The organism is Cellulomonas sp. B6 (genome assembly GCF_001462455.1).
GTDB lineage: Bacteria > Actinomycetota > Actinomycetes > Actinomycetales > Cellulomonadaceae > Cellulomonas.
Genome location: NZ_LNTD01000104.1, coordinates 1 through 23,013, shown reverse-complemented (window position 1 = coordinate 23,013; position 23,013 = coordinate 1). Strand labels below are relative to the sequence as shown.

Genomic DNA, 23,013 nt, shown 5'->3' with positions numbered 1-23,013 from the left:
GTCGGTGGGCGGACGTACGGTGGGCACATGCGCCCCGTCACCGACCTGCAGCGGACCGTCGCGCCGTTCGAGGTCGTGTCCGAGTACACGCCGAGCGGCGACCAGCCCACCGCGATCGCCCAGCTCGCCGAGCGCGTCCAGGCGGGCGAGAAGGACGTCGTCCTGCTCGGTGCCACGGGCACCGGCAAGTCGGCGACCACGGCCTGGCTGATCGAGAAGCTGCAGCGCCCGACGCTCGTCATGGCGCCGAACAAGACCCTCGCGGCGCAGCTCGCGACCGAGTTCCGCGAGCTGCTGCCGAACAACGCCGTCGAGTACTTCGTGTCGTACTACGACTACTACCAGCCCGAGGCGTACATCGCGCAGACGGACACGTACATCGAGAAGGACTCCTCGATCAACGAGGAGGTCGAGCGGCTGCGGCACTCGGCCACGAGCTCGCTCCTGACGCGGCGGGACGTCGTCGTGGTCGCGACCGTGTCGTGCATCTACGGCCTGGGCACGCCCCAGGAGTACGTCGACCGCATGGTGACCCTGTCGGTCGGGGACCGGATCGACCGCGACCAGCTCCTGCGGCAGTTCGTCACCATGCAGTACTCGCGCAACGACATGGCGTTCACGCGCGGCACGTTCCGCGTCCGCGGCGACACGATCGAGATCATCCCGGTGTACGAGGAGCTCGCCGTCCGGATCGAGATGTTCGGCGACGAGATCGAGGCGATCGCCACGCTCCACCCGCTGACCGGTGACATCGTGCGCGAGGAGCAGCAGGTCCACGTGTTCCCGGCCACCCACTACGTCGCCGGCCCCGAGCGCATGGAGCGCGCCATCACCGGGATCGAGGCCGAGCTCGAGGCCCGCCTGGCGGACCTGGAGCGGCAGAACAAGCTGCTCGAGGCGCAGCGGCTGCAGATGCGCACGACGTACGACATCGAGATGATGCGCCAGATCGGGTCGTGCTCGGGCATCGAGAACTACTCGCGGCACATCGACGGTCGTGCCCCGGGCTCGGCGCCGCACACGCTCATCGACTACTTCCCGGAGGACTTCCTCCTCGTCATCGACGAGTCGCACGTCACCGTCCCGCAGATCGGCGCGATGTACGAGGGCGACCGGTCGCGCAAGCGGGCGCTCGTCGACCACGGCTTCCGGCTGCCGAGCGCGATCGACAACCGCCCGCTGCGGTGGGAGGAGTTCGTCGAGCGCATCGGGCAGACCGTGTACCTGTCGGCGACGCCCGGGGACTACGAGCTCTCGATGTCCGACGGGGTCGTCGAGCAGATCATCCGCCCGACGGGCCTGATCGACCCGCAGGTGGTGGTCAAGCCCACCAAGGGGCAGATCGACGACCTGCTGGGCGAGATCCGCGAGCGGGTCGAGCGCAACGAGCGCGTCCTGGTGACGACGTTGACCAAGAAGATGTCCGAGGACCTCACCGACTACCTGCTCGAGAAGGACGTCAAGGTCCGGTACCTGCACTCCGAGGTCGACACGCTGCGCCGCGTCGAGCTGCTGCGCGAGCTGCGACTGGGCGAGTACGACGTGCTGGTCGGCATCAACCTGCTGCGTGAGGGCCTCGACCTGCCCGAGGTGTCGCTGGTCGCGATCCTCGACGCCGACAAGGAGGGGTTCCTGCGGTCCGGCAAGTCGCTGATCCAGACCATCGGGCGCGCCGCGCGCAACGTGTCCGGCCAGGTGCACATGTACGCGGACAAGATCACGCCCGCGATGCGGCAGGCCCTCGACGAGACCGAGCGTCGGCGCGAGCGGCAGATCGCCTACAACACCGAGCACGGCATCGACCCGCAGCCGCTGCGCAAGCGCATCGGCGACATCACCGACATGCTCGCGCGCGAGGACGCCGACACCGCCGAGCTGCTGGGCGGCGCCGGCCGGCAGGCGAGCCGCGGCAAGGCACCCGTGCCCGGCCTGGGTTCCCGCTCGGGCCCGCAGGACGACCGCACGCGCCTCACCGGGGCCGCCGCGCACGAGCTCGCGGACCTCATCCAGCAGCTGACCGAGCAGATGCACGCCGCCGCCGGCGAGCTGCAGTTCGAGCTCGCGGCGCGCCTGCGCGACGAGATCTCGGGCCTCAAGAAGGAGCTGCGGCAGATGCAGGCCGCGACCGCCTGACCGGTCCCACCCGGGCGCCGGAGCAGCACCGCCGAGCACACCACCCACGGAGGACGCATGGACCGCAGGCTGCAGATCGTCATCGACGCGCACGATCCCCGGGCGCTCGGCGGGTTCTGGGCGCAGGTGCTCGGCTACGTCGAGGACCCGCCGCCGCCCGGCTTCAGCACGTGGGACGAGGCGCTGCGCGGCTGGGGCCTGCCGGAGGACCGGTGGAACGACGCCTACGCGGTCGTCGACCCCGAGGGTGCCGGTCCGCGGCTCTACCTCCAGAAGGTGCCGGAGGACAAGGTCACCAAGAACCGGCTCCACCTCGACGTCGGGCAGCCCGGGCACGTGCGTGGCGAGGAGCCCGACCGTGCGGCGATCCGCGCGCGCGCCGACGAGCTCGTCGCGCTCGGGGGGCGTCACGTCCAGGAGTTCGACAGCCAGGAGCAGGGCTTCTGGATCGTCATGCAGGACCCCGAGGGCAACGAGTTCTGCCTCGTCTGACGCGTCGGCCGTCCCGGCGTCCGACGCGCGGACGCCGGGACGGCGCTCGTCGGGATCGTCACCTATAGTGACGACCTGGAGGGGAGTACTCCCCACGACGTCATCGTCATCACGGTCGCCATCGTTGCCGGCCCGGTGCCGTCGGCCGCGCGCCTGACCCGCATGGGGTCGCGTTGGCGGAAGAGACCTCCGGCCATCAGCCGTACCCTTCCGGAGGTCTTTTCGTGGATGTTCCTGTCTGGGCGTGGGCCGTCACCGTCGGCGCCATCCTGCTCATGCTCGTCGTCGACTACGTGGGGCACGTGCGCTCGCCGCACGAGCCGACCCTGCGCGAGTCGGCGTGGTGGTCCGCCGGGTACGTCGGCGTCGCGATCGCGTTCGGGTTCCTCGTGTGGGGGGTCTGGGGATCGACGTACGGGGCCGAGTACTTCGCCGGGTACGTGACCGAGAAGAGCCTGTCCGTCGACAACCTGTTCGTCTTCGTCCTCATCATGGCGAGCTTCCGGGTGCCGCGGCTCTACCAGCAGAAGGTGCTGCTCATCGGCATCACCATCGCGCTGGTGCTCCGGACGGTCTTCATCTTCGTCGGCGCGGCGATGATCGAGAACCTGTCGTGGATCTTCTACATCTTCGGCGCGTTCCTGCTCTACACCGCCTGGACGCAGATCCGGTCCGGCAGCGAGGAGGAGGGCGAATACCACGAGAACGCCGTCCTGCGCTGGACGCGCCGCGCGTTCCCGACCACCGACGACTACGTCGAGGACAAGATGGTCGTGCGCCGCGACGGCAAGCGGTTCATCACCCCGATGCTCATCGTCATGATCGCCATCGGCACCGCGGACATCATCTTCGCGGTCGACTCGATCCCGGCGATCTTCGGGCTCACGCAGGAGACGTTCCTGGTCTTCACCGCGAACGCGTTCTCGCTGCTCGGCCTGCGCCAGCTCTTCTTCCTCATCGACGGACTGCTCGACAAGCTGGTCTACCTCTCGTACGGCCTGGGCTTCATCCTCGGCTTCATCGGCGTCAAGCTGCTCATCCACGCCCTGCACACCAACGAGGTCGGGTTCATCAACGGCGGCGAGCACGTCACGGCGATCCCCGAGGTCAACACGTGGGTGTCGCTGGGCGTGATCGTGCTGACGCTGTTCCTGACGACCGTGCTCTCGCTGCGTCGCACGCGCAAGGACGCGGCCGCGTCGGCCGTGGCCGGGGCGTCGTCGCGCGAGGCGCGCCTCGGCATCCACGCCGACGCCCCCGAGGGCCCCGACGCCGGGCGCGACGAGATCCGCGGCGACCGTCCGTGACCCACGAGCTCCCGGCGGCCTTCCAGGTCGCGTCCCTGGTCGCGGTCGTCGCGATCCTCCTGGTCGACCTCGCGATCGTGCGGCGACGGCCCCACGTGCCCAGCGTGCGCGAGAGCGTCACGTGGGTGCTCGTCTACGTGGGCCTCGCGCTCGCGTTCGCCGGGCTGCTCTCGGTCGTCGGCGGCTCGGCGCCCGCGGGGGAGTTCGTCGCGGGCTGGCTGACCGAGTACAGCCTGTCGGTCGACAACCTGTTCGTGTTCCTGCTCATCATGTCGAGCTTCGCGGTCCCGCGGGAGCAGCAGCAGCGCGTGCTCATGGTCGGCATCGTGGTCGCGCTCGTGCTGCGCGGGGGGTTCATCCTGGCGGGCGCCGCGCTCATCGAGCGGTACACCTGGGTGTTCTACCTGTTCGGCGCGTTCCTGGTGTGGACGGCGGTCAAGGTCGCCCGCGAGGGCACCGGCGGCGACGACGAGGAGTACAGCGAGAACGCCGTCGTGCGCGTCGTGCGGCGCGTGCTCCCGCTGTCGGCGACCTACGACGGCGGGAACCTGCGCACCGAGCAGGACGGGCGGCGGGTGTTCACGCCGCTGCTCGTGGTGTTCCTCGCGATCGGCACCACCGACCTGCTGTTCGCGTTCGACTCGATCCCCGCCATCTTCGGCCTCACGCACGACCCCTTCATCGTGTTCACGGCGAACGTGTTCGCGCTCATGGGACTGCGCCAGCTCTACTTCCTGCTCGGCGGTCTGCTCGACAAGCTGGTCTACCTGCCGTACGGGCTCGCGGCCGTGCTCGCCTTCATCGGGGGCAAGCTCGTGCTCGAGGCGCTGGCGACCAACACGCTGGGGTTCGTGAACGGCGGCGAGCCCGTCGCGTGGGCGCCCGAGGTGCCCACGTGGCTCTCGCTCGTCGTGATCGCGGGCGCGCTCGGCGCGGCCACCGTCGCGAGCCTGGTGCTGGGGCCGCGGCGCTCGGTCGCGGCGCAGACCGGACCGACCGACGGCACGCCCGACGGCCCGGCCGACTGACGGACGGAGCACCGGCGCGCCGCGTCACGACGGGGCGTGCCGGTGCCTGCGCGTCCGGGGGTGCGGCTGTCAGACGCTCGCGGCCCAGGGGCCGAGCACCACGTCCCACGCGCGCACGTCGACCGCGGCGAGGAGCCCCTCGCGCGCGAACGGGTCCTGCGTCAGCAGCGCGCGCAGCGCGGGCTCGTCGTCGGCGCGCAGGACCAGCAGCGCGCCGGGATCGCCGTCGACGAACGGACCGGACCCGAGCAGCACCCCGGCCTCGGCCTGCTGCGCGAGCCACGCGCGGTGCTCCGGGCGCACCGTGTCGCGCACGTCGGCGCGCTCGTCGTAGGTGTAGCGGACGGCGAATGTGGTCATGGCGACATCCTGCCCGAGCCCCCGCCGACGGCGCGCGCGGCGGACGGTGGCAGAGTGACGTCATGACCTCGACGACCTCGTCCGCGCCCCGGCGGCCGCGGACCCTGCTGACCGACGAGCTGCTCGAGCGCATCCACGGGCGCGCCGACGCGCACGACCGGGACAACACGTTCCCGCACGACGACCTGGCCGACCTGGTCGCCGCGGGGTACCTGCGGGCGTTCGTGCCCGAGCACCTCGGTGGGGCCGGGCTCACGCTGGAGGAGGTCGCGCGCGAGCAGGTGCGACTCGCCGGCGCGGCGCCCGCGACGGCGCTCGCGGTCAACATGCACCTCGTGGTCACCGGGCTCGCGGCGCTGCTCGTGGGCCGCGGCGACGACTCGGTCGGGTTCGTGCTGCGCGACGCCGCCGCCGGTGAGGTGTTCGCGTTCGGGAACTCCGAGGCCGGCAACGACCTGGTGATGTTCGGCTCGCGCACGCGTGCCGAGCCGCAGCCCGACGGCGGCTACCGCTACCACGGCACCAAGATCTTCACGTCGCTGTCGCCCGTCTGGACGCGGCTCGCGACCTTCGGGCTCGACGACTCCGACCCCGCGGACCCGCGTCTCGTGCACGGGGTCGTGGCGCGCGAGGACGGCGGCGTGCGCGCCAAGGACGACTGGGACACGCTGGGCATGCGGGCCACGCAGTCCGCGACCACCGTGCTCGAGGGCGCGTACGCCCCGGCCGACCGCGTCTACCGACGGCTGCCTCCCGGCCCGAGCGCCGACCCGTTCGTGTTCGCGCTGTTCGCGGTCTTCGAGACGCTGCTCGCGGCCGTGTACACGGGCATCGGGCGTCGTGCGCTCGAGCTCGGCGTCGCGCACGCGCGGCGTCGCACGTCGATGAAGAACGGCGGGCGCAGCTACGCGCAGGACCCCGACATCCGGTGGCGCGTCGCCGACGCCGCGCTCGCGCAGGACGGCGCCGAGCTCCAGCTGTTCGCGCTCGCGCGCGACGTGGACGAGCAGGCCGACCACGGTGCGCGGTGGTTCGCGCAGCTCGTCGGGCTCAAGGTCCGCGCGACGGAGACCGCGCGCGTCGTGGTCGACCTCGCGCTGCGCGTCTCGGGCGGCGGTGCGTACTTCACGGGCAGCGAGCTCGCGCGGCTGTACCGCGACGTGCTCGCCGGCATCTACCACCCGTCCGACGACGAGTCGGCGCACGCGACCCTCGCGACGTCGGTGCTGGGGCCCGTCGAGGACTGAGCCTCACCAGCCGCGGGCCGCCCAGGCGGCGAGGTGGGGGCGCTCGGCGCCGAGGGTCGTGTCGTCACCGTGCCCGGGGTAGACCCACGTGTCGTCACGGAACCGCTCGAACACCCGGGTGGTGACGTCGCCCAGCAGCGCGGTGAACCGCGCGGCGTCCCCGCCCGTCGCGCCGACGCCGCCGGGGAACAGCGAGTCGCCGGTGAACAGGTGCACGCGGCCGGGCACCGCGCCCGGTGCGCGGACGTCCGACGGCTCGCTCAGCGCGAGGGCGACGGACCCGGGCGTGTGCCCGCGCAGCCCCACGACGTCGAGCACGAGGTCGCCGACGGTCACGGTGTCGCCGTGCCGCAGCCGGACGGCGACCGCGTGGTCGGTCGCCGAGGCGATCGCGTCGGCGTCGTCCGCGCCGGCGGCCACCTGCGCACCGGTCACCGCGACGACCGACGTGAGCGCCCCGACGTGGTCGTGGTGCCGGTGCGTGACGACGACCGTGTCGAGCCGAGCCGAGGACGACCCCTCGCGCACGAGCGCGAGCAGCCGGTCCGGCTCGGCGGGTGCGTCGACCAGCAGCTGCGCGCCCGTCCGCCGGCACGTCAGCAGGTACGCCGCGTTGTCCATCGGCCCGACGGCGACCTTGCGGATCTCCGCGCCGTCGAGCACGCGCACGTCGGTCGGGCCGCCGACGTGCACCCGCCCCGTGTAGCCCGGTCCTGTCATCGTGCCTCCACCGAGGTGCCGTCGTCCGCCGCGTCGGCTGCAGCGGCTGCCCGGCACGCGACGTCGTGGCTGTGGGCCGCGCGCACGAGCGCGAGGTGGGACAGCGCCTGCGGCACGTTGCCGACCATCCGCCGCGCCTGCGGGTCGTACTGCTCCGCCAGCAGCCCCACGTCGTTCGCGAGCGGCACCAGCGCGTCGAGCACCCGGGTCGACCCGGCGACGTCGCCCGCGCGCGCGAGCGCGTCCGCGAGCCAGAACGAGCACGCGAGGAACGGCGCCTCGTCGCCCTCCAGGCCGTCGTCCGTCCGCTCGGCGCGGTAGCGCAGCAGGAGCCCCGGCGCGACCTCGAGCTCGTCGCGCACCCGTGCGACCGTCGCGAGGACGCGTGGGTCGTCCGCGGGCAGGAAGCCGACCTGCACCATCTGCAGCAGGGACGCGTCGGTGTGCGTCGCGCCGTAGTGCTGCACGAAGCTGCCGACCTCGTCCGACCAGCCGTGCGCGAGGACGTCGGCGCGGATCTCGTCGCGCGCGGTGCGCCACCGGTCCAGCGGCGCGGGCAGGCCGTGGTCCTCGGCGCCGCGGATCGACCGGTCGAGCGCCGCCCAGGCCATGAACTTCGAGTGCGTGAAGTGGCGCGGCTCGCCGCGGACCTCCCAGATGCCGCGGTCCGGCTCGCGCCAGCCGCGCACGAGGTCGTCGACGAGCCGCCGCTGCAGCGACCACGAGTCCGCGGTCTCGGCCAGGCCCGCGTCGCGCGCCATCGCGAGCGCCGACATGACCTCGCCGAGCACGTCGTGCTGGACCTGGTCGACCGCGCCGTTGCCGAGCCGCACCGGCCGCGACCCGGCGTAGCCCGGCAGGTGGTCGAGGTGCGTCTCGGGGAGCCGGCGCCCGCCGTCCAGGCGGTACATGATCTGCAGGTCGCGCGGGTCCCCGGCCACGGCGCGCTCGAGCCAGTCCCGCCACTGCGTGGCCTCGTCGCGGAACCCCTGCTCCAGCAGCGCCTCGAGCGTGAGGGCCGCGTCGCGCAGCCAGCAGTACCGGTAGTCCCAGTTGCGCTCGCCGCCGAACGTCTCGGGCAGCGAGGTCGTCGGCGCGGCGACGATGCCGCCCGTCGTCACGTCGGTCAGCATCCGCAGGACCAGCAGCGAGCGGACGACGGCCTCGCCGTACGGGCCGTCGTACGTGCAGTCCCGCGCCCACAGGCCCCACGCGATCACTGTCGCGTCGAGCCGGTCGGGCACCGTGAGCCGCGGCGGGACGGGCTGCCACGAGTGCACCCACGTGAGCGACAGCTCGACGCTCTCACCCGCGCGCAGCGTGAAGCGGTCGCGGTGCCGGTGGTCGACGGCGCGCGGCAGCCGGTCGCCGCGCAGCACGAGCGAGTCGGGCCCCGCGATCGCCCGGATCGCGTCGTTGCCGTCGGCGTCGCGCTCGTGCCGGACCCACGGCTGGATGCCGCCGTAGCCGAACCGCACGACCCACTCGTGCTCGACCTCGACCTCGCCGTGCGTGCACTCGACGCGCCGCACGACGTCGCTGCGACCGTCGCCGAGCGGCATGGCGTCCGTCGCGACGGCGGTGCCGGTCGGCGTGACGTACGTCGTGTCGAGCACGAACGAGTCGCCGCGGTACGACCGCGTCACGGACGCCGCGTCGCGCACCGTGAGGAGCCAGCGCCCGTGGTCGGGCGTGCCGAGCAGCGCCGCGAAGCACGCGTCGGAGTCGAAGCGCGGCAGGCACAGCCAGTCGAGGGACCCCTCGCGCGAGACGAGGGCGGCGGTGTGGCCGTCACCGAGGACCGCGTAGTCCTCGATGGGCACCTGGCAGCCGAGCAGGTCGGGGTGCCGCTGGGACGCGTCGGGGCTGGTCGTGGGCTCCATCGCGACCAGCATGGACCGGACGGGCGTCGCTCGCGCGCGCTGCGCCGCGGGCGTGCGCGTGCGGCCGACGGGACGCGCGTCACGTCGAACACGTGTGCGATTGTCGGAGGGCGGTCGTAGACTGCACGGCTGTGACGCAACCTCTGTCCGACCGTCTCGTGGTCCGCGGCGCCCGGGAGCACAACCTCCGCAACGTCGACCTCGACCTGCCGCGCGACGCCATGATCGCGTTCACGGGCCTGTCCGGCTCCGGCAAGTCGTCGCTCGCGTTCGACACGATCTTCGCCGAGGGCCAGCGCCGCTACGTCGAGTCGCTGTCGGCGTACGCGCGGCAGTTCCTCGGGCAGATGGACAAGCCCGACGTCGACTTCATCGAGGGACTGTCGCCCGCGGTCTCGATCGACCAGAAGTCGACCAACCGCAACCCGCGGTCCACCGTCGGCACCATCACCGAGGTCTACGACTACCTGCGCCTGCTGTTCGCTCGTGCGGGGACGCAGCACTGCCCGGTCTGCGGCGAGCGCGTCCAGGCGCAGACGCCGCAGCAGATCGTCGACCGCCTGCTCGAGCTGCCCGACGGCACGCGCTACCAGGTGCTCGCGCCCGTGGTGCGGGGCCGCAAGGGCGAGTACGCCGACCTGTTCCGCGAGCTGCAGGGCAAGGGCTTCGCGCGTGCCCGCGTGGACGGCGAGGTCGTGCAGCTGACGTCCCCGCCGACGCTCGAGAAGAAGCTCAAGCACGACATCGAGGTCGTCGTCGACCGGCTCGTGTCGCGCGAGGGCGTGCAGCGCCGCCTCACCGACTCGGTCGAGACCGCCCTCGGGCTCGCGGGCGGCCTGCTGGTCGTCGAGCTCGTCGACGCCGACGCGGACGACCCCCAGCGCGAGCGCCGCTTCTCCGAGCACCGCTCGTGCCCGAACGACCACGTCCTCACGCTCGACGAGATCGAGCCGCGCACGTTCTCGTTCAACGCGCCCTACGGCGCGTGCCCCGAGTGCACCGGCATCGGCTCGCGGCTCGAGGTCGACCCGGAGCTCATCGTCCCCGACGACGAGCTGTCGCTGGCCCAGGGTGCGGTCGCGCCGTGGGCGCAGACGTCGTCGGAGTACTTCCAGCGCGTCCTGACGGCCCTCGCGGACGACCTGGGCTTCTCGATGGACACGCCCTGGCGTGCGCTGCCGAAGCGCGCCCGCGACGCCGTGCTCCACGGGCAGAACCACGAGGTGCACGTGCGCTACCGCAACCGGTGGGGGCGCGAGCGGCAGTACTCGACGGGGTTCGAGGGCGTCATCACGTTCCTCGAGCGGCGCCACTCCGAGACCGAGTCCGAGTGGAGCAAGGAGAAGTACGAGGCGTTCATGCGCGAGGTCCCGTGCCCCGCGTGCGACGGCGCCCGTCTCAAGCCCGAGGTGCTCGCGGTCAAGGTCGGCGGCCGCTCCATCGCCGACGTGTGCGCGCTCCCCATCGACGAGGCGCGCGACTTCATCGACGGCCTCGAGCTCGGCGAGCGCGAGCGCGCGATCGCCGCGCAGGTCGTCAAGGAGATCCAGGCGCGTCTCGGCTTCCTGCTCGACGTCGGCCTGGACTACCTGTCGCTCATGCGCCCGGCCGGCACGCTCTCGGGCGGCGAGGCGCAGCGCATCCGGCTCGCGACGCAGATCGGCTCGGGCCTGGTCGGCGTGCTGTACGTGCTCGACGAGCCGTCCATCGGGCTGCACCAGCGCGACAACCGCCGCCTCATCGAGACGCTCACGCGGCTGCGCGACCTCGGCAACACGCTCATCGTCGTCGAGCACGACGAGGACACCATCCGCACCGCGGACTGGATCGTCGACATCGGGCCCGGCGCGGGCGAGCACGGCGGTCGCGTCGTGCACTCGGGGGACCTCGAGGGCCTGCTCGCGTCGCAGGAGTCGGTCACGGGCGCCTACCTGTCGGGTCGGCGTGCGATCCCCATGCCGGCGACGCGGCGTCCCGTGGACCGCTCGCGGCAGGTCACGGTGGTCGGCGCGCGCGAGAACAACCTGCGCGGCATCGACGTGTCGTTCCCGCTCGGCGTGCTCACGGCCGTCACCGGCGTCTCGGGCTCAGGCAAGTCGACGCTCGTGAACTCGATCCTCTACACGGTGATGGCGAACGAGCTCAACGGCGCGCGCCAGGTCGCGGGACGGCACAAGCGGGTCACGGGGCTCGACCAGCTCGACAAGGTCGTGCACGTCGACCAGGGGCCCATCGGTCGCACGCCGCGCTCCAACCCCGCGACGTACACCGGCGTGTGGGACCACGTGCGACGGCTGTTCGCGGAGACCTCCGAGGCCAAGGTCCGCGGGTACACGCCGGGGCGGTTCTCGTTCAACGTCAAGGGCGGCCGCTGCGAGGCGTGCTCGGGCGACGGCACGCTCAAGATCGAGATGAACTTCCTGCCCGACGTGTACGTGCCGTGCGAGGTCTGCCACGGCGCGCGGTACAACCGCGAGACCCTCGAGGTGCACTTCAAGGGCAAGACGGTCGCCGACGTGCTCGCGATGCCCATCGAGGAGGCCGCGGAGTTCTTCGCCGCCGTCCCGGCGATCGCCCGCCACCTGCGCACGCTGGTCGACGTCGGCCTCGGGTACGTGCGGCTCGGGCAGCCCGCCCCCACGCTCTCCGGCGGCGAGGCGCAGCGCGTCAAGCTCGCCGCCGAGCTCCAGCGGCGCTCGACCGGGCGGACCATCTACGTGCTCGACGAGCCCACGACGGGTCTGCACTTCGAGGACATCCGCAAGCTGCTCGGCGTGCTGCAGTCGCTCGTCGACAAGGGCAACACCGTGCTCGTCATCGAGCACAACCTCGACGTCATCAAGAACGCGGACTGGGTCGTCGACATGGGCCCCGAGGGAGGCTCCGGCGGTGGCACGGTGGTCGCGCAGGGCACGCCCGAGCACGTCGCGTCGGTGCCGGAGAGCCACACCGGGCGCTTCCTCGCGGAGGTCCTCGAGCCCGAGCGCGTCGAGGTGAGCGCCTGACGCCCTGAACGCGTCGCTCGTGGCGGGTGCCGGGTCGCGCGACCCCGCCCCCGCCGCGAGGCGTCTCAGGCGGTGACGACCACGGGCGCCGGCTCGTGGCGCACCGTGAAGTTCACGGACCGCGCGATGAAGCAGTGCTCGTGCGCGCGCCGGTGCACGTCGGCCAGCACGGCGTCGTCCACCGGCTCGCCATCCGGCAGCGTGCCGCCCCGGACCGTGACGCGCGGGCGCAGCACGACCTCCGTGAACTGCCCCTGCCCCTGGCTCTCGATGCGCATCGTCCCCGAGGCGGCGTCCTCGTAGCCGACCACGACGACACCCGCGCTCGCCGCGAGATGCAGGAACCACAGCATGTGGCACTGCGCGAGCGCCCCGACCAGCAGGTCCTCGGGCGACCAGCGGTCGGGATCGCCGCGGAAGTGCGGGTCCGACGTGCCCGCCACGGCGGGCTTGCCACCCGCCGTCAGCGCGTGGTCGCGCCCGTACGACGTGTAGGTCGCGGTACCGGCCGTGCCCGCGCCGGTCCACGTGAGGTCCACCGAGTACTGGTGCAGCAGCTGTGCCATGCACCGACCCTAGTGGCGCGCATCACACGGGCGCCCGTCGGCGGTGCCCGGCGCACGGTGCTGTCGGTGGCGCCAACTACGCTCGGACGCATGGCCGATCCCGCGACGTACCGCCCCGCGCCGGGAGAGATCCCCGACGCCCCCGGCGTGTACCGGTTCCGCGACGAGCACGGCCGGGTCGTCTACGTCGGCAAGGCCAAGAGCCTGCGCAGCCGTCTCAACAGCTACTTCCAGGACCTCGCGGGCCTGCACCCGCGCACGCAGCAGATGGTGACCACGGCCGCCTCCGTCCAGTGGACCGTCGTCGGCACCGAGGTCGAGGCGCTCGCGCTCGAGTACTCCTGGATCAAGGAGTTCGACCCGCGGTTCAACGTCAAGTACCGCGACGACAAGTCGTACCCGTACCTCGCGGTGACGATGGCCGACGAGGTGCCGCGCGTGCAGGTCATGCGCGGCGCGAAGCGGCGCGGCACGCGGTACTTCGGTCCGTACGCGCACGCGTGGGCGATCCGGGAGACGGTCGACCTCCTGCTGCGCGTGTTCCCCGTGCGGACGTGCTCGGCGGGCGTCTTCAAGCGCGCCCAGCAGCAGGGGCGTCCGTGCCTGCTCGGCTACATCGACAAGTGCTCGGCGCCCTGCGTCGGGCGGATCGGCGTGGACGAGCACCACCGGCTCGCGCAGGACTTCTGCGACTTCATGGCCGGCGACACGGCGCGCTTCACGCGGCGGCTCACCGCGCGGATGAAGGAGGCGGCCGCGGAGCTCGACTACGAGCGTGCCGCGCGACTCCGGGACGACATCGCGACGCTCGAGAAGGCGACCGAGCGCAACGCCGTCGTGCTCTCCGACGGCACCGACGCGGACCTCTTCGCGATGGCGGGCGACGAGCTCGAGGCGGCCGTGCAGGTGTTCCACGTGCGCGACGGGCGCATCCGCGGGCAGCGTGGCTGGGTCGTCGAGAAGGTCGAGGACCTGGACGACGCCGCGCTCGTCGAGCACCTCCTGCAGCAGGTGTACGGCGGGGAGGACGCCTCGGGCGCCCCCGGTGCCGTGCCGCGCGAGGTGCTCGTGCCCGTGCTGCCGGCCAACCTCGACCAGGTGCAGGCGTGGCTCACGGGTCTGCGCGGCAGCCGCGTGCATGTGCGCGTGCCGCAGCGAGGGGACAAGCGCGAGCTCGCGGCGACGGTGCTGCGCAACGCCGAGCACGCGCTCGCGCTGCACCGCACGCGGCGTGCGGGTGACCTCACGACCCGCAGCCAGGCGCTGCGCGAGATCCAGGAGGCGCTCGACCTGCCCACCGCGCCGCTGCGGATCGAGTGCTACGACGTGTCGCACAACCAGGGCACCTACCAGTCGGCGTCGATGGTGGTGTTCGAGGATGGCCTCGCGCGCAAGAGCGAGTACCGGCTGTTCTCGGTGCGCGGACCCGAGGGCCAGGGGGCGCGGGACGACACGGCGGCGATGCACGAGGTCATCACGCGCCGGTTCCGCCGCTACCTCGCCGAGCGCGCCGAGTCGCACGACCTCGACCTGGGCGACGGGGACGACGAGGACGCGCCGCGCAGCGGGCCGATCGACGAGCGCACGGGACGTCCCGCGCGGTTCGCCTACCCGCCGAACCTGGTCGTCGTCGACGGCGGTCCGCCGCAGGTGGCCGCGGCGGCGGCCGCCCTGGCCGAGCTGGGCATCGACGACGTCGCGCTGTGCGGGCTCGCCAAGCGGCTCGAGGAGGTGTGGGTGCCGGGGGAGGAGTACCCGGTCATCCTGCAGCGCAGCTCCGAGGGGCTCTACCTGCTGCAGCGCGTGCGGGACGAGGCGCACCGGTTCGCGATCACCGCGCACCGCAAGCGCCGCAGCAAGGGCATGACCGCGTCCGCGCTCGACGACGTCCCGGGGCTGGGCCCCGCACGCAAGGCGGCGCTCCTGCGGCACTTCGGGTCGGTCAAGCGGCTGCGCGCCGCGACCGCCGAGGAGATCGCGACCGTGCCCGGCATGGGAGAGCGGACGGCCGAGGCCGTGGTCGCGGCGCTCGCGCCGGCCACCTCGCAGACCTCGGTGCCCGCGGGCGCCGTCATGACCCCGGAGTCCGCCACGGCACCGGAGGCCGCCACGGCACCGGAGGCCGCCGCGGCACCGGCGGACCCACCCGTCACCGACGCCTGACGCGCGGGGTCCGGCGGCGGCCGTCGCCCCCCCCCGGCGGGTCACCTCTGGCGTCGTCGCCGGTGCCTGGCACGATGGGGGCATGAGCGAGCCGTCGCCGATCACCGTGCCGGCGGGCATCCCCGCCCTCGAGGCCGCCACCGCGGCCCCCGTCCTCGAGCTGCCGCAGGTCCTGGTCATCACCGGGATGTCGGGCGCGGGACGGACGCGCGCCGCGGCGGTGCTGGAGGACCTGGGCTGGTACGTCGTCGACAACCTCCCGGCGCAGATGCTCACGCACCTGGTGGGCATGCTCACGAGCGGCCCCGTGGGTGGCGGCGCGCAGCGGCTCGCGGCGGTCATCGACGTGCGCGGGCGTGAGTACTTCGCGGCCCTCACGGGCGTGCTCGACGACCTGCAGAACCGCGGCGTCGAGGTGCGCCTGCTGTTCCTCGACGCGTCCGACGAGGTCCTCGTGCGTCGATTCGAGCAGGTCCGTCGCCCGCACCCGCTGCAGGGCGACGGCCGCATCCTCGACGGGATCGCGCACGAGCGGACGCTGCTGTCGGACCTGCGCGAGCGAGCCGACACGGTGATCGACACGTCCGACCTCAACGTGCACGACCTGGCGCGCATGGTGCGCTCCGGCGTCTCGGGCCCGGCGGAGGACGTGCTGCACGTGTCGGTCCTGTCGTTCGGCTTCAAGTACGGGATCCCGCTGGACGCCGACCACGTCGTGGACGTGCGGTTCCTGTCCAACCCGTACTGGATCACCGAGCTGCGGCACCTGTCGGGCCGCGACGCCCCGGTGCGCGACTACGTGCTGGGTCTCCCGGGCGCCGTGACGTTCGTCGACCGCTACGTCGACGCGCTCGAGCCCGTGCTCGACGGCTACCTGCACGAGGAGAAGCGGTACGCGACCATCGCCGTGGGCTGCACGGGCGGCAAGCACCGCTCGGTCGCGATCAGCGAGGCCATCGCCGCGCGCCTGCGCGAGCGGGGACACCGCGTGCAGGTCACGGCGCGCGACCTGGGCAAGGAGTGAGCACGCCGCTCGTGAGGCGTTCCGGCGACCCGTCGCGTCCCGCGGTCGTCGCGCTGGGCGGCGGCCACGGGCTGTCCGCGTCGTTGTCGGCGCTGCGGCTCATGACCGACCGCATCACCGCCGTGGTCACGGTCGCCGACGACGGCGGATCGTCCGGTCGGCTCCGTGAGGAGCTGGGCGTGCTGCCGCCGGGCGACCTGCGCATGGCGCTGTCGGCGCTGTGCGACGACTCGGAGTGGGGGCGCACCTGGCGCGACCTGCTGCAGCACCGCTTCTCGTCCGACGGGCCGCTCGACCGGCACTCGGTGGGCAACCTGCTGATCGTCGCGCTGTGGGAGCTGTTCGGCGACACCGTCGAGGGCCTGGACCTCGTGGGCCGGCTGCTCGGCGCGCGCGGCCGGGTGCTGCCGATGGCGTCCGTGCCGCTGCGGATCGAGGCCGACGTCGTCGGGCCGGCGGGGGAGCGCGACGTCGTCCGCGGCCAGACCCACGTGGCCACGACCGGGTGGCGCATCGCCCAGCTGCGGCTCGACCCCGTGGACCCGCCGGCGTGCCCCGAGGCGGTCGACGCGGTGCGTGAGGCCGACTGGGTCGTGCTGGGTCCCGGCTCCTGGTACACCTCGGTGCTGCCGCACCTGCTCGTGCCCGCGCTGCGCGCGGCCCTCCTCGAGACGACCGCGCGCGTCGTGGTGGTGCTCAACCTCACGCCCGACGACGAGACGGTCGGCATGCGCGCCGTGGACCACCTCGCGGTGCTGCGGGCGCACGCGCCGGACCTGCCCGTGCACGCCGTGGTGGCCGACCCGGCGTCGGTCGAGGACGTCGACGAGCTGGCCGACCTCTGCGCCACGATGGGGGCGCAGCTGCTGGTCCGGCAGGTGCGGCGCGGCGACCAGAGCGCCGTGCACGACCCGCTGCGCCTCGCGGCCGCGCTGCGCGACGTCGTCGAGGACTACCTGGGCGACGTCGGGACGCGCACCGGACGGTGACGCCCGGCTCGCGCGGACCGGCCGAGATCGGGTCACGAGACGGTCACGACCACGGCCCGCTCGGTGGCAGGATTGCGCCATGGCGCTCACGGCACAGGTGAAGGACGAGCTCGCCCGGCTCAAGGTGGACAAGACCTCGTGCCGCAAGGCGGAGATCTCGGCCACGCTGCGGTTCGCGGGCGGTCTGCACATCATCTCGGGTCGCATCGTCATCGAGGCCGAGCTCGACACGGGCATCGCCGCCCGCCGGCTGCGGCAGGCGATCGCCGAGGTCTACGGGCACGAGAGCGACATCATCGTCGTGTCGGGCGGGGGTCTGCGCCGCGGGAGCCGCTACGTCGTCCGCGTCGTGAAGGACGGCGAGTCGCTCGCACGGCAGACAGGTCTGCTGGACAACCGCGGTCGTCCGGTGCGTGGGCTGCCGCCGCAGGTCGTGTCCGCGGGCGTCGGCGAGGCCGAGGCGGCGTGGCGCGGCGCCTTCCTCGCGCACGGCTCGCTCACCGAGCCGGGTCGGTCGTCGTCGCTCGAGGTGACGTGCCCCGGTCCGGAGGCGGCGCTCGCGCTGGTCGGCGCGGCACGGCGGCTGGGCGTGGCCGCGAAGGCGCGGGACGTGCGCGGCGTCGACCGCGTCGTGATCCGCGACGGCGACGCGATCGGCGCGATGCTGACGCGGCTGGGCGCGCACGACACGATGCTGGTGTGGGAGGAGCGCCGCGTGCGGCGCGAGGTCCGCGGCACCGCGAACCGGCTCGCGAACTTCGACGACGCGAACCTGCGACGCTCGGCGCGGGCCGCGGTGGCCGCCGGCGCGCGCGTCGAGCGCGCGTTCGAGATCCTGGGGGAGGACCTGCCCGAGCACCTGCGGCAGGCCGGTGAGCTGCGGCTCGCGCACAAGGAGGCCTCGCTCGAGGAGCTCGGGAAGCTCGCGGAGCCCGCGCTGACCAAGGACGCGGTCGCCGGGCGGATCCGCCGGCTGCTGGCGACCGCCGACCGGCGCGCTGCCGAGCTCGGGATCCCCGACACCGAGGCCGGGCTGAGCCCGGACCTGCTCGACCTCTGACCCTCGCCGACCGGGCCGTCCGTGACGCCAGGGCGGCGCGGGCGGCGGATGGTCCAGCATGCGAACACGTGCGGGGGTGGACCTTCGTCTTGGGCGTGACCTGGGCCACCGGGTATAGGCTCGGGTCATCCGATCGCAACGAGGACGCAACACGCTGGGCAATGTCCGGCGGGAGCCGACCGTGGCGGTCGGGACGCACAGCGGCGTGCGTGACCGAACACCAACTGTGTGCGCCGGCATGAGCACGGCGCGTGCCGAGGAGGGCAAGTGACCATCAAGGTCGGCATCAACGGCTTCGGCCGCATCGGGCGCAACTTCTACCGCGCCATCGTGGCCTCGGGGGCCGACATCGAGATCGTCGGCGTCAACGACCTGACGGACAACCACACCCTGGCCCACCTGCTCAAGTACGACACGGTCCTGGGCCGCTTCCCGCTGAGCGTGGACTACGACGACGACAACATCATCGTCGACGGCAAGAAGATCCGCGCCCTCGCCGAGCGCAACCCGGCCGACCTGCCCTGGGCGGAGCTCGGCGCGGACATCGTCATCGAGTCGACCGGCTTCTTCACGGACGCCACCAAGGCGAAGGCGCACATCGACGCCGGCGCCAAGAAGGTCATCATCTCGGCCCCGGCCAAGAACGAGGACGGCACGTTCGTCGTCGGCGTGAACCACACCGACTACGACCCGGCCACGCAGCACATCATCTCGAACGCGTCCTGCACCACGAACTGCCTCGCCCCCGTGGCCAAGGCGCTCAACGACGCGATCGGCATCGAGCGTGGTCTCATGACCACGATCCACGCCTACACGGGCGACCAGAACCTGCAGGACGGCCCGCACCGCGACCTGCGTCGCGCCCGCGCCGCCGCGCAGAACATCGTCCCCACGACGACCGGTGCGGCCAAGGCCGTGGCGCTCGTCCTGCCCGAGCTCAAGGGCAAGCTCGACGGCTTCGCGCTCCGCGTGCCGACGATCACCGGCTCGGCCACCGACCTGACCTTCACCGCCTCGCGCGAGGTCACGGTCGAGGAGGTCAACGCCGCGGTCAAGGCCGCCGCCGAGGGTCCGCTCAAGGGCACGCTTGAGTACACCGAGGACGAGATCGTCTCCTCGGACATCGTGACGAACCCGCACCAGAGCATCTTCGACGCGAAGCTCACCAAGGTGATCGGCGACCAGGTCAAGATCATCGCCTGGTACGACAACGAGTGGGGCTACTCGAGCAGCCTCGTCAAGCTGACGGAGTACGTGGGCGCGCGTCTCTGACGCTCGCACCGTAGGCAGTCCATGCGTCCGCGTGCGCCGAGGCCACCCGGCCCGGTGCACGCGGACGCTGCCGTGTCCGGGGCGCGACGCCCCACGGCCGTGCCCCCGCACCGCGGGGGAGTCCGAGCCGCCGAGCACCGGCGGCAGCGAGGGAGACACCGACCATGAAGACCATCGAGGACCTGGGCGACCTGCGCGGCAAGCGCGTGCTCGTCCGCTCCGACTTCAACGTGCCGCTCGACGGCACGACCATCACCGACGACGGTCGCATCCGCGCCGCGCTGCCGACCCTGCAGGCGCTGACCTCGCAGGGCGCGCGCGTCGTCGTCGTCGCGCACCTCGGCCGCCCCAAGGGCGCGCCCGAGGCGAAGTACTCGCTCGCGCCCGTCGCGGCCCGCCTGGGCGAGCTGCTCGGTCAGCCCGTGGCGCTCGCCGAGGACCTCGTCGGCGAGTCGGCGAAGGCGACCGTCGCGGCGCTGCAGGACGGGCAGGTCGCCCTGCTCGAGAACGTGCGCTTCGACGCGCGCGAGACCTCCAAGGACGAGGCCGAGCGCGGCGCGCTGGCCGACGAGCTCGCGTCCCTCGCCGACGCGTTCGTGTCCGACGGCTTCGGCGTCGTGCACCGCAAGCAGGCGTCGGTCTACGACGTCGCGCTGCGGCTGCCGCACGCGGCCGGCACGCTCGTCCTCACCGAGGTCGAGGCGCTGCGCAAGGCCGTCGAGGACCCCGAGCGGCCCTACGTCGTCGTCCTCGGTGGCGCCAAGGTCTCCGACAAGCTCGGCGTCATCGGCAACCTCATCACCAAGGCCGACAAGCTGCTCATCGGCGGCGGCATGATGTTCACCTTCCTCAAGGCCCAGGGCCACGAGGTCGGCTCCTCGCTGCTCGAGGAGGACCAGGTCGAGACGGTCAAGGGCTACCTCGCGCAGGCGCAGGAGGCCGGCGTCGAGATCGTCCTGCCCGTCGACACGCTGGTCGCGCCCGAGTTCGGCTCGGACGACTACCAGGTCGTCGCGGTCGACGCGATCCCGGCCGGCACGATGGGCCTGGACATCGGCCCGAAGTCCGCCGCGCTGTTCCGTGAGGCGATCCTCGCGGCGAAGACCATCGCGTGGAACGGCCCGATGGGCGTGTTCGAGCGCGCCGCCTACGCCGAGGGCACCAAGGCCGTCGCGCAGGCGCTCGTCGACACCGAGGGCTTCTCGATCGTCGGCGGCGGTGACTCCGCCGCGGCCGTGCGCCTGCTCGGCTTCGACGAGGCCGGCTTCGGCCACATCTCCACCGGCGGCGGCGCGTCGCTGGAGCTTCTCGAGGGCAACACCCTCCCCGGCATCGCTGTCCTGGAGGACTGATCGTGGCGACCACCCGCACCCCGCTGATGGCGGGCAACTGGAAGATGAACCTGGACCACCACCAGGCGACGCACACCGTGCAGAAGCTCGCGTGGAGCCTGCGCGACGCCAAGCACGACTTCGCGGCCGTCGAGGTCGCGGTGCTCGTGCCGTTCACGGACCTGCGCAGCGTGCAGACCCTCGTGGACGCCGACAAGCTCGAGCTCGTCTACGGTGCGCAGGACGTGTCGGCGCACGAGTCCGGCGCGTACACCGGCGAGATCTCGCCGCTGTTCCTGTCGAAGCTCGGCTGCACCTACGTGGCCGTCGGCCACTCGGAGCGCCGGCAGTACCACCACGAGGACGAGGCCGTCGTCAACGCCAAGGTGAGGTCGGCGCTCGGTGCGGGCCTCGTCCCGATCGTGTGCGTCGGCGAGCCGCTCGAGGTGCGCAAGGCTGCCGAGCACGTGCCGCACACGCTGGCTCAGCTCGACGGCGCGCTCGAGGGCCTGACGGCCGAGCAGGTCGCCGGGCTCGTCGTCGCCTACGAGCCCGTGTGGGCCATCGGCACGGGCGAGACCGCGACGCCCGAGGACGCCCAGGAGCTGTGCGAGGCGATCCGCGTGCGCATCGCCGAGCTGTACGACCAGGCCACGGCCGACGCCGTGCGCGTGCTGTACGGCGGCTCGGTCAAGTCCTCGAACGTCGCGTCGATCATGGCCAAGCCCGACGTGGACGGTGCCCTGGTCGGCGGCGCGAGCCTCGACCCCGAGGAGTTCGCGAAGATCGCTCGGTTCCAGGCGCACACCGTCGCCTGACCGCACCGCCGTCCGGTCGGTGCGCAGCAGCGTGCCGACCGGACGGCGCACCGGGCGCGGCGTGGTGGTCCGGAGCACCTCGCGTCGCCTACCCTGTACCGGCGTCGTCCGCCACCGCACACCGGGGCGTCGACGTCGAGCACCACCCGCACGACCCGCACCGGCGCCGCGAGTGATCCGGCGCACCGCTGCACCGACCGCCCGAGTGAGGAACCCACCGACGTGACTGCCCTGCGTATCACCCTCCAGGTGCTGCTGGTCCTGACCAGCCTCCTGCTCGTCCCGCTGGTGCTGCTGCACAAGGGCAAGGGCGGTGGACTGTCGGACATGTTCGGTGGCGGCATCACGGCCGGCGCGGGCTCGTCGGGCGTCGCCGAGCGCAACCTCAACCGGATCACGATCGGCGTCGCGCTGACGTGGACGATGATGATCGTGCTGCTCGGGCTCATCGAGAAGTTCTCCGAGTAAGGGGGCACGGCCATGGCGAGCGGAAGTGCGATCAGGGGGTCGCGCGTCGGTGCCGGTCCGATGGGTGAGGCGGAGCGCGGCGACGCGGCACCGCGCATCTGGATCTCCTACTGGTGCGCGAACGGCCACGAGACGCGGCCGAGCTTCGCGGAGGAGGCTGCTGCCGAGGCGCCGGAGACGTGGGACTGCCCGCGATGCGGGTTCCCCGCCGGGCAGGACCCGGAGGCTCCGCCGTCGCCCACGCGCAACGAGCCGTACAAGACGCACCTCGCGTACGTGAAGGAGCGTCGCAGCGAGGAGGACGGCGCGGCGATCCTCGACGAGGCGCTCGCCGCGCTCCGGGCGCGGCGCGGACGTCGCTGACGACGCCCACCCCTCGACGTGCGGACGGCGTCGCACACCGCGGGGTGCGACGCCGTCCGCGTCCCCCGGCCCGTGACGACCGGGCCGGCGCTCACCGCACCAGCAGCAGCGCGAACCCGTCGTAGCCCTTCTCCCCGACGGTCTGCACGACGGTGCCGTCGACGCGGCCGTCGGCCGCCGCGCTCTCCATGAACTCGCGGACGCCCCGCACGCGGTCGTCGGGGTGGTCGGCGTCGACGACCGCGCCCCGGCGCACCACGTTGTCCACCACGACGAGCGTGCCGGGGCGGGACAGGGTCACCGCGCGGTCGAGGTAGGCCGCGAGCTGCTGCTTGTCGGCGTCGACGAACACGAGGTCGAACGGGGCGACGTGCGCCGCCACGAGACGGTCCAGCGACTCCAGGGCGGGCCCCACGACCACGTCGACGCGGTCCTGCAGACCGGCCGCCGCGAGGGACGTCCGGGCGACCGTCGCGTGCGCGTCGCTGACCTCCAGCGTCATGACCGAGCCGTCGGCCGGCAGCGCCTGCGCGAGCCACCACGTGCTGTAGCCGCCCAGCGTGCCGATCTCGAGCACGCGGCGCGCACCCACGGCGCGGGCCAGCAGGTCGAGCAGGCGGCCCTGCGCGGGGCTCACCGCGATGTCGGGCAGGCCCGCGTCGGCGGCAGCGGTGCGCACGGCGACGGCGTCGGCGCCCTCGGCGACGAGCGGTGCGACGTACGTCTCGACCGCCGTCCACGCGGGGTCGACCTCGGCGCGGGGGCGTCGGGGCCCGGGGCCCGC

20 protein-coding genes are annotated in these 23,013 nt (G+C 72.9%); 15 read left to right on the top strand and 5 right to left on the bottom strand.

Features of this window, described 5'->3' with window-relative positions; all coding sequences use genetic code 11:
* Positions 1 to 27: 27 nt before the first annotated feature.
* The 4 genes from uvrB (at position 28) to ATM99_RS10075 (ending at position 4,960) form a co-directional block, all read left to right on the top strand.
* On the top strand, positions 28 to 2,133 hold the full coding sequence (gene uvrB / locus ATM99_RS10090; RefSeq protein ID WP_062102793.1) for an excinuclease ABC subunit UvrB: 2,106 nt from the start codon (positions 28 to 30) through the stop codon (positions 2,131 to 2,133).
* A gap of 57 nt (positions 2,134 to 2,190) precedes the next feature.
* Entirely contained in the window at positions 2,191 to 2,625 is a 435-nt protein-coding gene (locus tag ATM99_RS10085) for a VOC family protein (protein WP_062102792.1), read from the top strand.
* A 224-nt stretch (positions 2,626 to 2,849) separates the two neighbouring features.
* Complete coding sequence (locus tag ATM99_RS10080; protein ID WP_082659541.1) at positions 2,850 to 3,932, top strand: TerC family protein; 1,083 nt, start codon at positions 2,850 to 2,852, stop codon at positions 3,930 to 3,932.
* Positions 3,929 to 4,960, top strand: coding sequence for a TerC family protein (locus ATM99_RS10075; protein WP_062102791.1), 1,032 nt, complete (start codon positions 3,929 to 3,931; stop codon positions 4,958 to 4,960). The genes ATM99_RS10080 and ATM99_RS10075 overlap by 4 nt, the downstream gene beginning before the upstream one ends.
* A 69-nt stretch (positions 4,961 to 5,029) precedes the next feature.
* Here the strand turns inward: ATM99_RS10075 and ATM99_RS10070 are convergent, their stop codons facing one another.
* Positions 5,030 to 5,320: a YciI family protein gene (locus ATM99_RS10070; RefSeq protein ID WP_062102790.1), complete on the bottom strand. Its 291-nt coding sequence runs from the start codon at positions 5,318 to 5,320 to the stop codon at positions 5,030 to 5,032.
* A gap of 62 nt (positions 5,321 to 5,382) precedes the next feature.
* Between ATM99_RS10070 and ATM99_RS10065 the strand changes: the two genes are divergently transcribed.
* Positions 5,383 to 6,567 (top strand): acyl-CoA dehydrogenase family protein, encoded by a 1,185-nt coding sequence (locus ATM99_RS10065; RefSeq protein WP_062102789.1) that lies wholly within the window; start codon positions 5,383 to 5,385, stop codon positions 6,565 to 6,567.
* Positions 6,568 to 6,570: 3 nt separating this feature from the next.
* On the opposite strand, the gene ATM99_RS10060 is transcribed toward ATM99_RS10065, so the two are convergent.
* Both ATM99_RS10060 and ATM99_RS10055 read right to left on the bottom strand, forming a co-directional pair.
* On the bottom strand, positions 6,571 to 7,287 hold the full coding sequence (locus ATM99_RS10060) for an MBL fold metallo-hydrolase (RefSeq protein WP_062102788.1): 717 nt from the start codon (positions 7,285 to 7,287) through the stop codon (positions 6,571 to 6,573).
* Complete coding sequence (locus tag ATM99_RS10055) at positions 7,284 to 9,170, bottom strand: glycoside hydrolase family 15 protein (RefSeq protein ID WP_150118238.1); 1,887 nt, start codon at positions 9,168 to 9,170, stop codon at positions 7,284 to 7,286. The genes ATM99_RS10060 and ATM99_RS10055 overlap by 4 nt, the downstream gene beginning before the upstream one ends.
* Before the next feature lie 143 nt (positions 9,171 to 9,313).
* On the opposite strand from ATM99_RS10055, the gene uvrA reads away from it, so the two are divergent.
* Positions 9,314 to 12,175 (top strand): excinuclease ABC subunit UvrA, encoded by a 2,862-nt coding sequence (gene uvrA, locus ATM99_RS10050; protein WP_062102816.1) that lies wholly within the window; start codon positions 9,314 to 9,316, stop codon positions 12,173 to 12,175.
* 65 nt (positions 12,176 to 12,240) lie between these two features.
* Here uvrA and ATM99_RS10045 read toward each other — a convergent pair whose 3' ends face one another.
* Complete coding sequence (locus tag ATM99_RS10045) at positions 12,241 to 12,741, bottom strand: OsmC family protein (protein ID WP_062102787.1); 501 nt, start codon at positions 12,739 to 12,741, stop codon at positions 12,241 to 12,243.
* Positions 12,742 to 12,831: 90 nt separating this feature from the next.
* Between ATM99_RS10045 and uvrC the strand changes: the two genes are divergently transcribed.
* The 9 genes from uvrC to ATM99_RS10000 all read left to right on the top strand — a co-directional run bounded on the left by uvrC (position 12,832) and on the right by ATM99_RS10000 (position 22,229).
* Positions 12,832 to 14,904 (top strand): excinuclease ABC subunit UvrC, encoded by a 2,073-nt coding sequence (uvrC, locus tag ATM99_RS10040; protein WP_062102786.1) that lies wholly within the window; start codon positions 12,832 to 12,834, stop codon positions 14,902 to 14,904.
* Between the two features lie 82 nt (positions 14,905 to 14,986).
* Positions 14,987 to 15,928, top strand: coding sequence for an RNase adapter RapZ (gene rapZ, locus ATM99_RS10035; RefSeq protein WP_062102785.1), 942 nt, complete (start codon positions 14,987 to 14,989; stop codon positions 15,926 to 15,928).
* 11 nt (positions 15,929 to 15,939) lie between these two features.
* The gene (gene yvcK / locus ATM99_RS10030; RefSeq protein WP_062102815.1) at positions 15,940 to 16,917 is read left to right on the top strand and encodes a uridine diphosphate-N-acetylglucosamine-binding protein YvcK; all 978 of its coding nucleotides are present in this window, start codon (positions 15,940 to 15,942) and stop codon (positions 16,915 to 16,917) included.
* A gap of 79 nt (positions 16,918 to 16,996) precedes the next feature.
* Entirely contained in the window at positions 16,997 to 17,977 is a 981-nt protein-coding gene (gene whiA, locus ATM99_RS10025) for a DNA-binding protein WhiA (protein WP_046528469.1), read from the top strand.
* A 267-nt stretch (positions 17,978 to 18,244) separates the two neighbouring features.
* Positions 18,245 to 19,249 (top strand): type I glyceraldehyde-3-phosphate dehydrogenase, encoded by a 1,005-nt coding sequence (gene gap / locus ATM99_RS10020; RefSeq protein WP_062102784.1) that lies wholly within the window; start codon positions 18,245 to 18,247, stop codon positions 19,247 to 19,249.
* A gap of 164 nt (positions 19,250 to 19,413) precedes the next feature.
* Positions 19,414 to 20,601, top strand: a complete 1,188-nt coding sequence (pgk, locus tag ATM99_RS10015) for a phosphoglycerate kinase (protein WP_062102783.1) — start codon at positions 19,414 to 19,416, stop codon at positions 20,599 to 20,601.
* A 2-nt stretch (positions 20,602 to 20,603) separates the two neighbouring features.
* Positions 20,604 to 21,398, top strand: a complete 795-nt coding sequence (tpiA, locus tag ATM99_RS10010) for a triose-phosphate isomerase (protein WP_082659537.1) — start codon at positions 20,604 to 20,606, stop codon at positions 21,396 to 21,398.
* 222 nt (positions 21,399 to 21,620) lie between these two features.
* Positions 21,621 to 21,866 (top strand): preprotein translocase subunit SecG, encoded by a 246-nt coding sequence (gene secG, locus ATM99_RS10005; protein WP_062102782.1) that lies wholly within the window; start codon positions 21,621 to 21,623, stop codon positions 21,864 to 21,866.
* Between the two features lie 12 nt (positions 21,867 to 21,878).
* Positions 21,879 to 22,229: an RNA polymerase-binding protein RbpA gene (locus tag ATM99_RS10000; protein WP_062102781.1), complete on the top strand. Its 351-nt coding sequence runs from the start codon at positions 21,879 to 21,881 to the stop codon at positions 22,227 to 22,229.
* A gap of 91 nt (positions 22,230 to 22,320) precedes the next feature.
* On the opposite strand, the gene ATM99_RS09995 is transcribed toward ATM99_RS10000, so the two are convergent.
* A partial coding sequence (locus ATM99_RS09995) for an O-methyltransferase (protein ID WP_223304967.1) occupies positions 22,321 to 23,013 on the bottom strand: 693 nt, incomplete at its 5' end.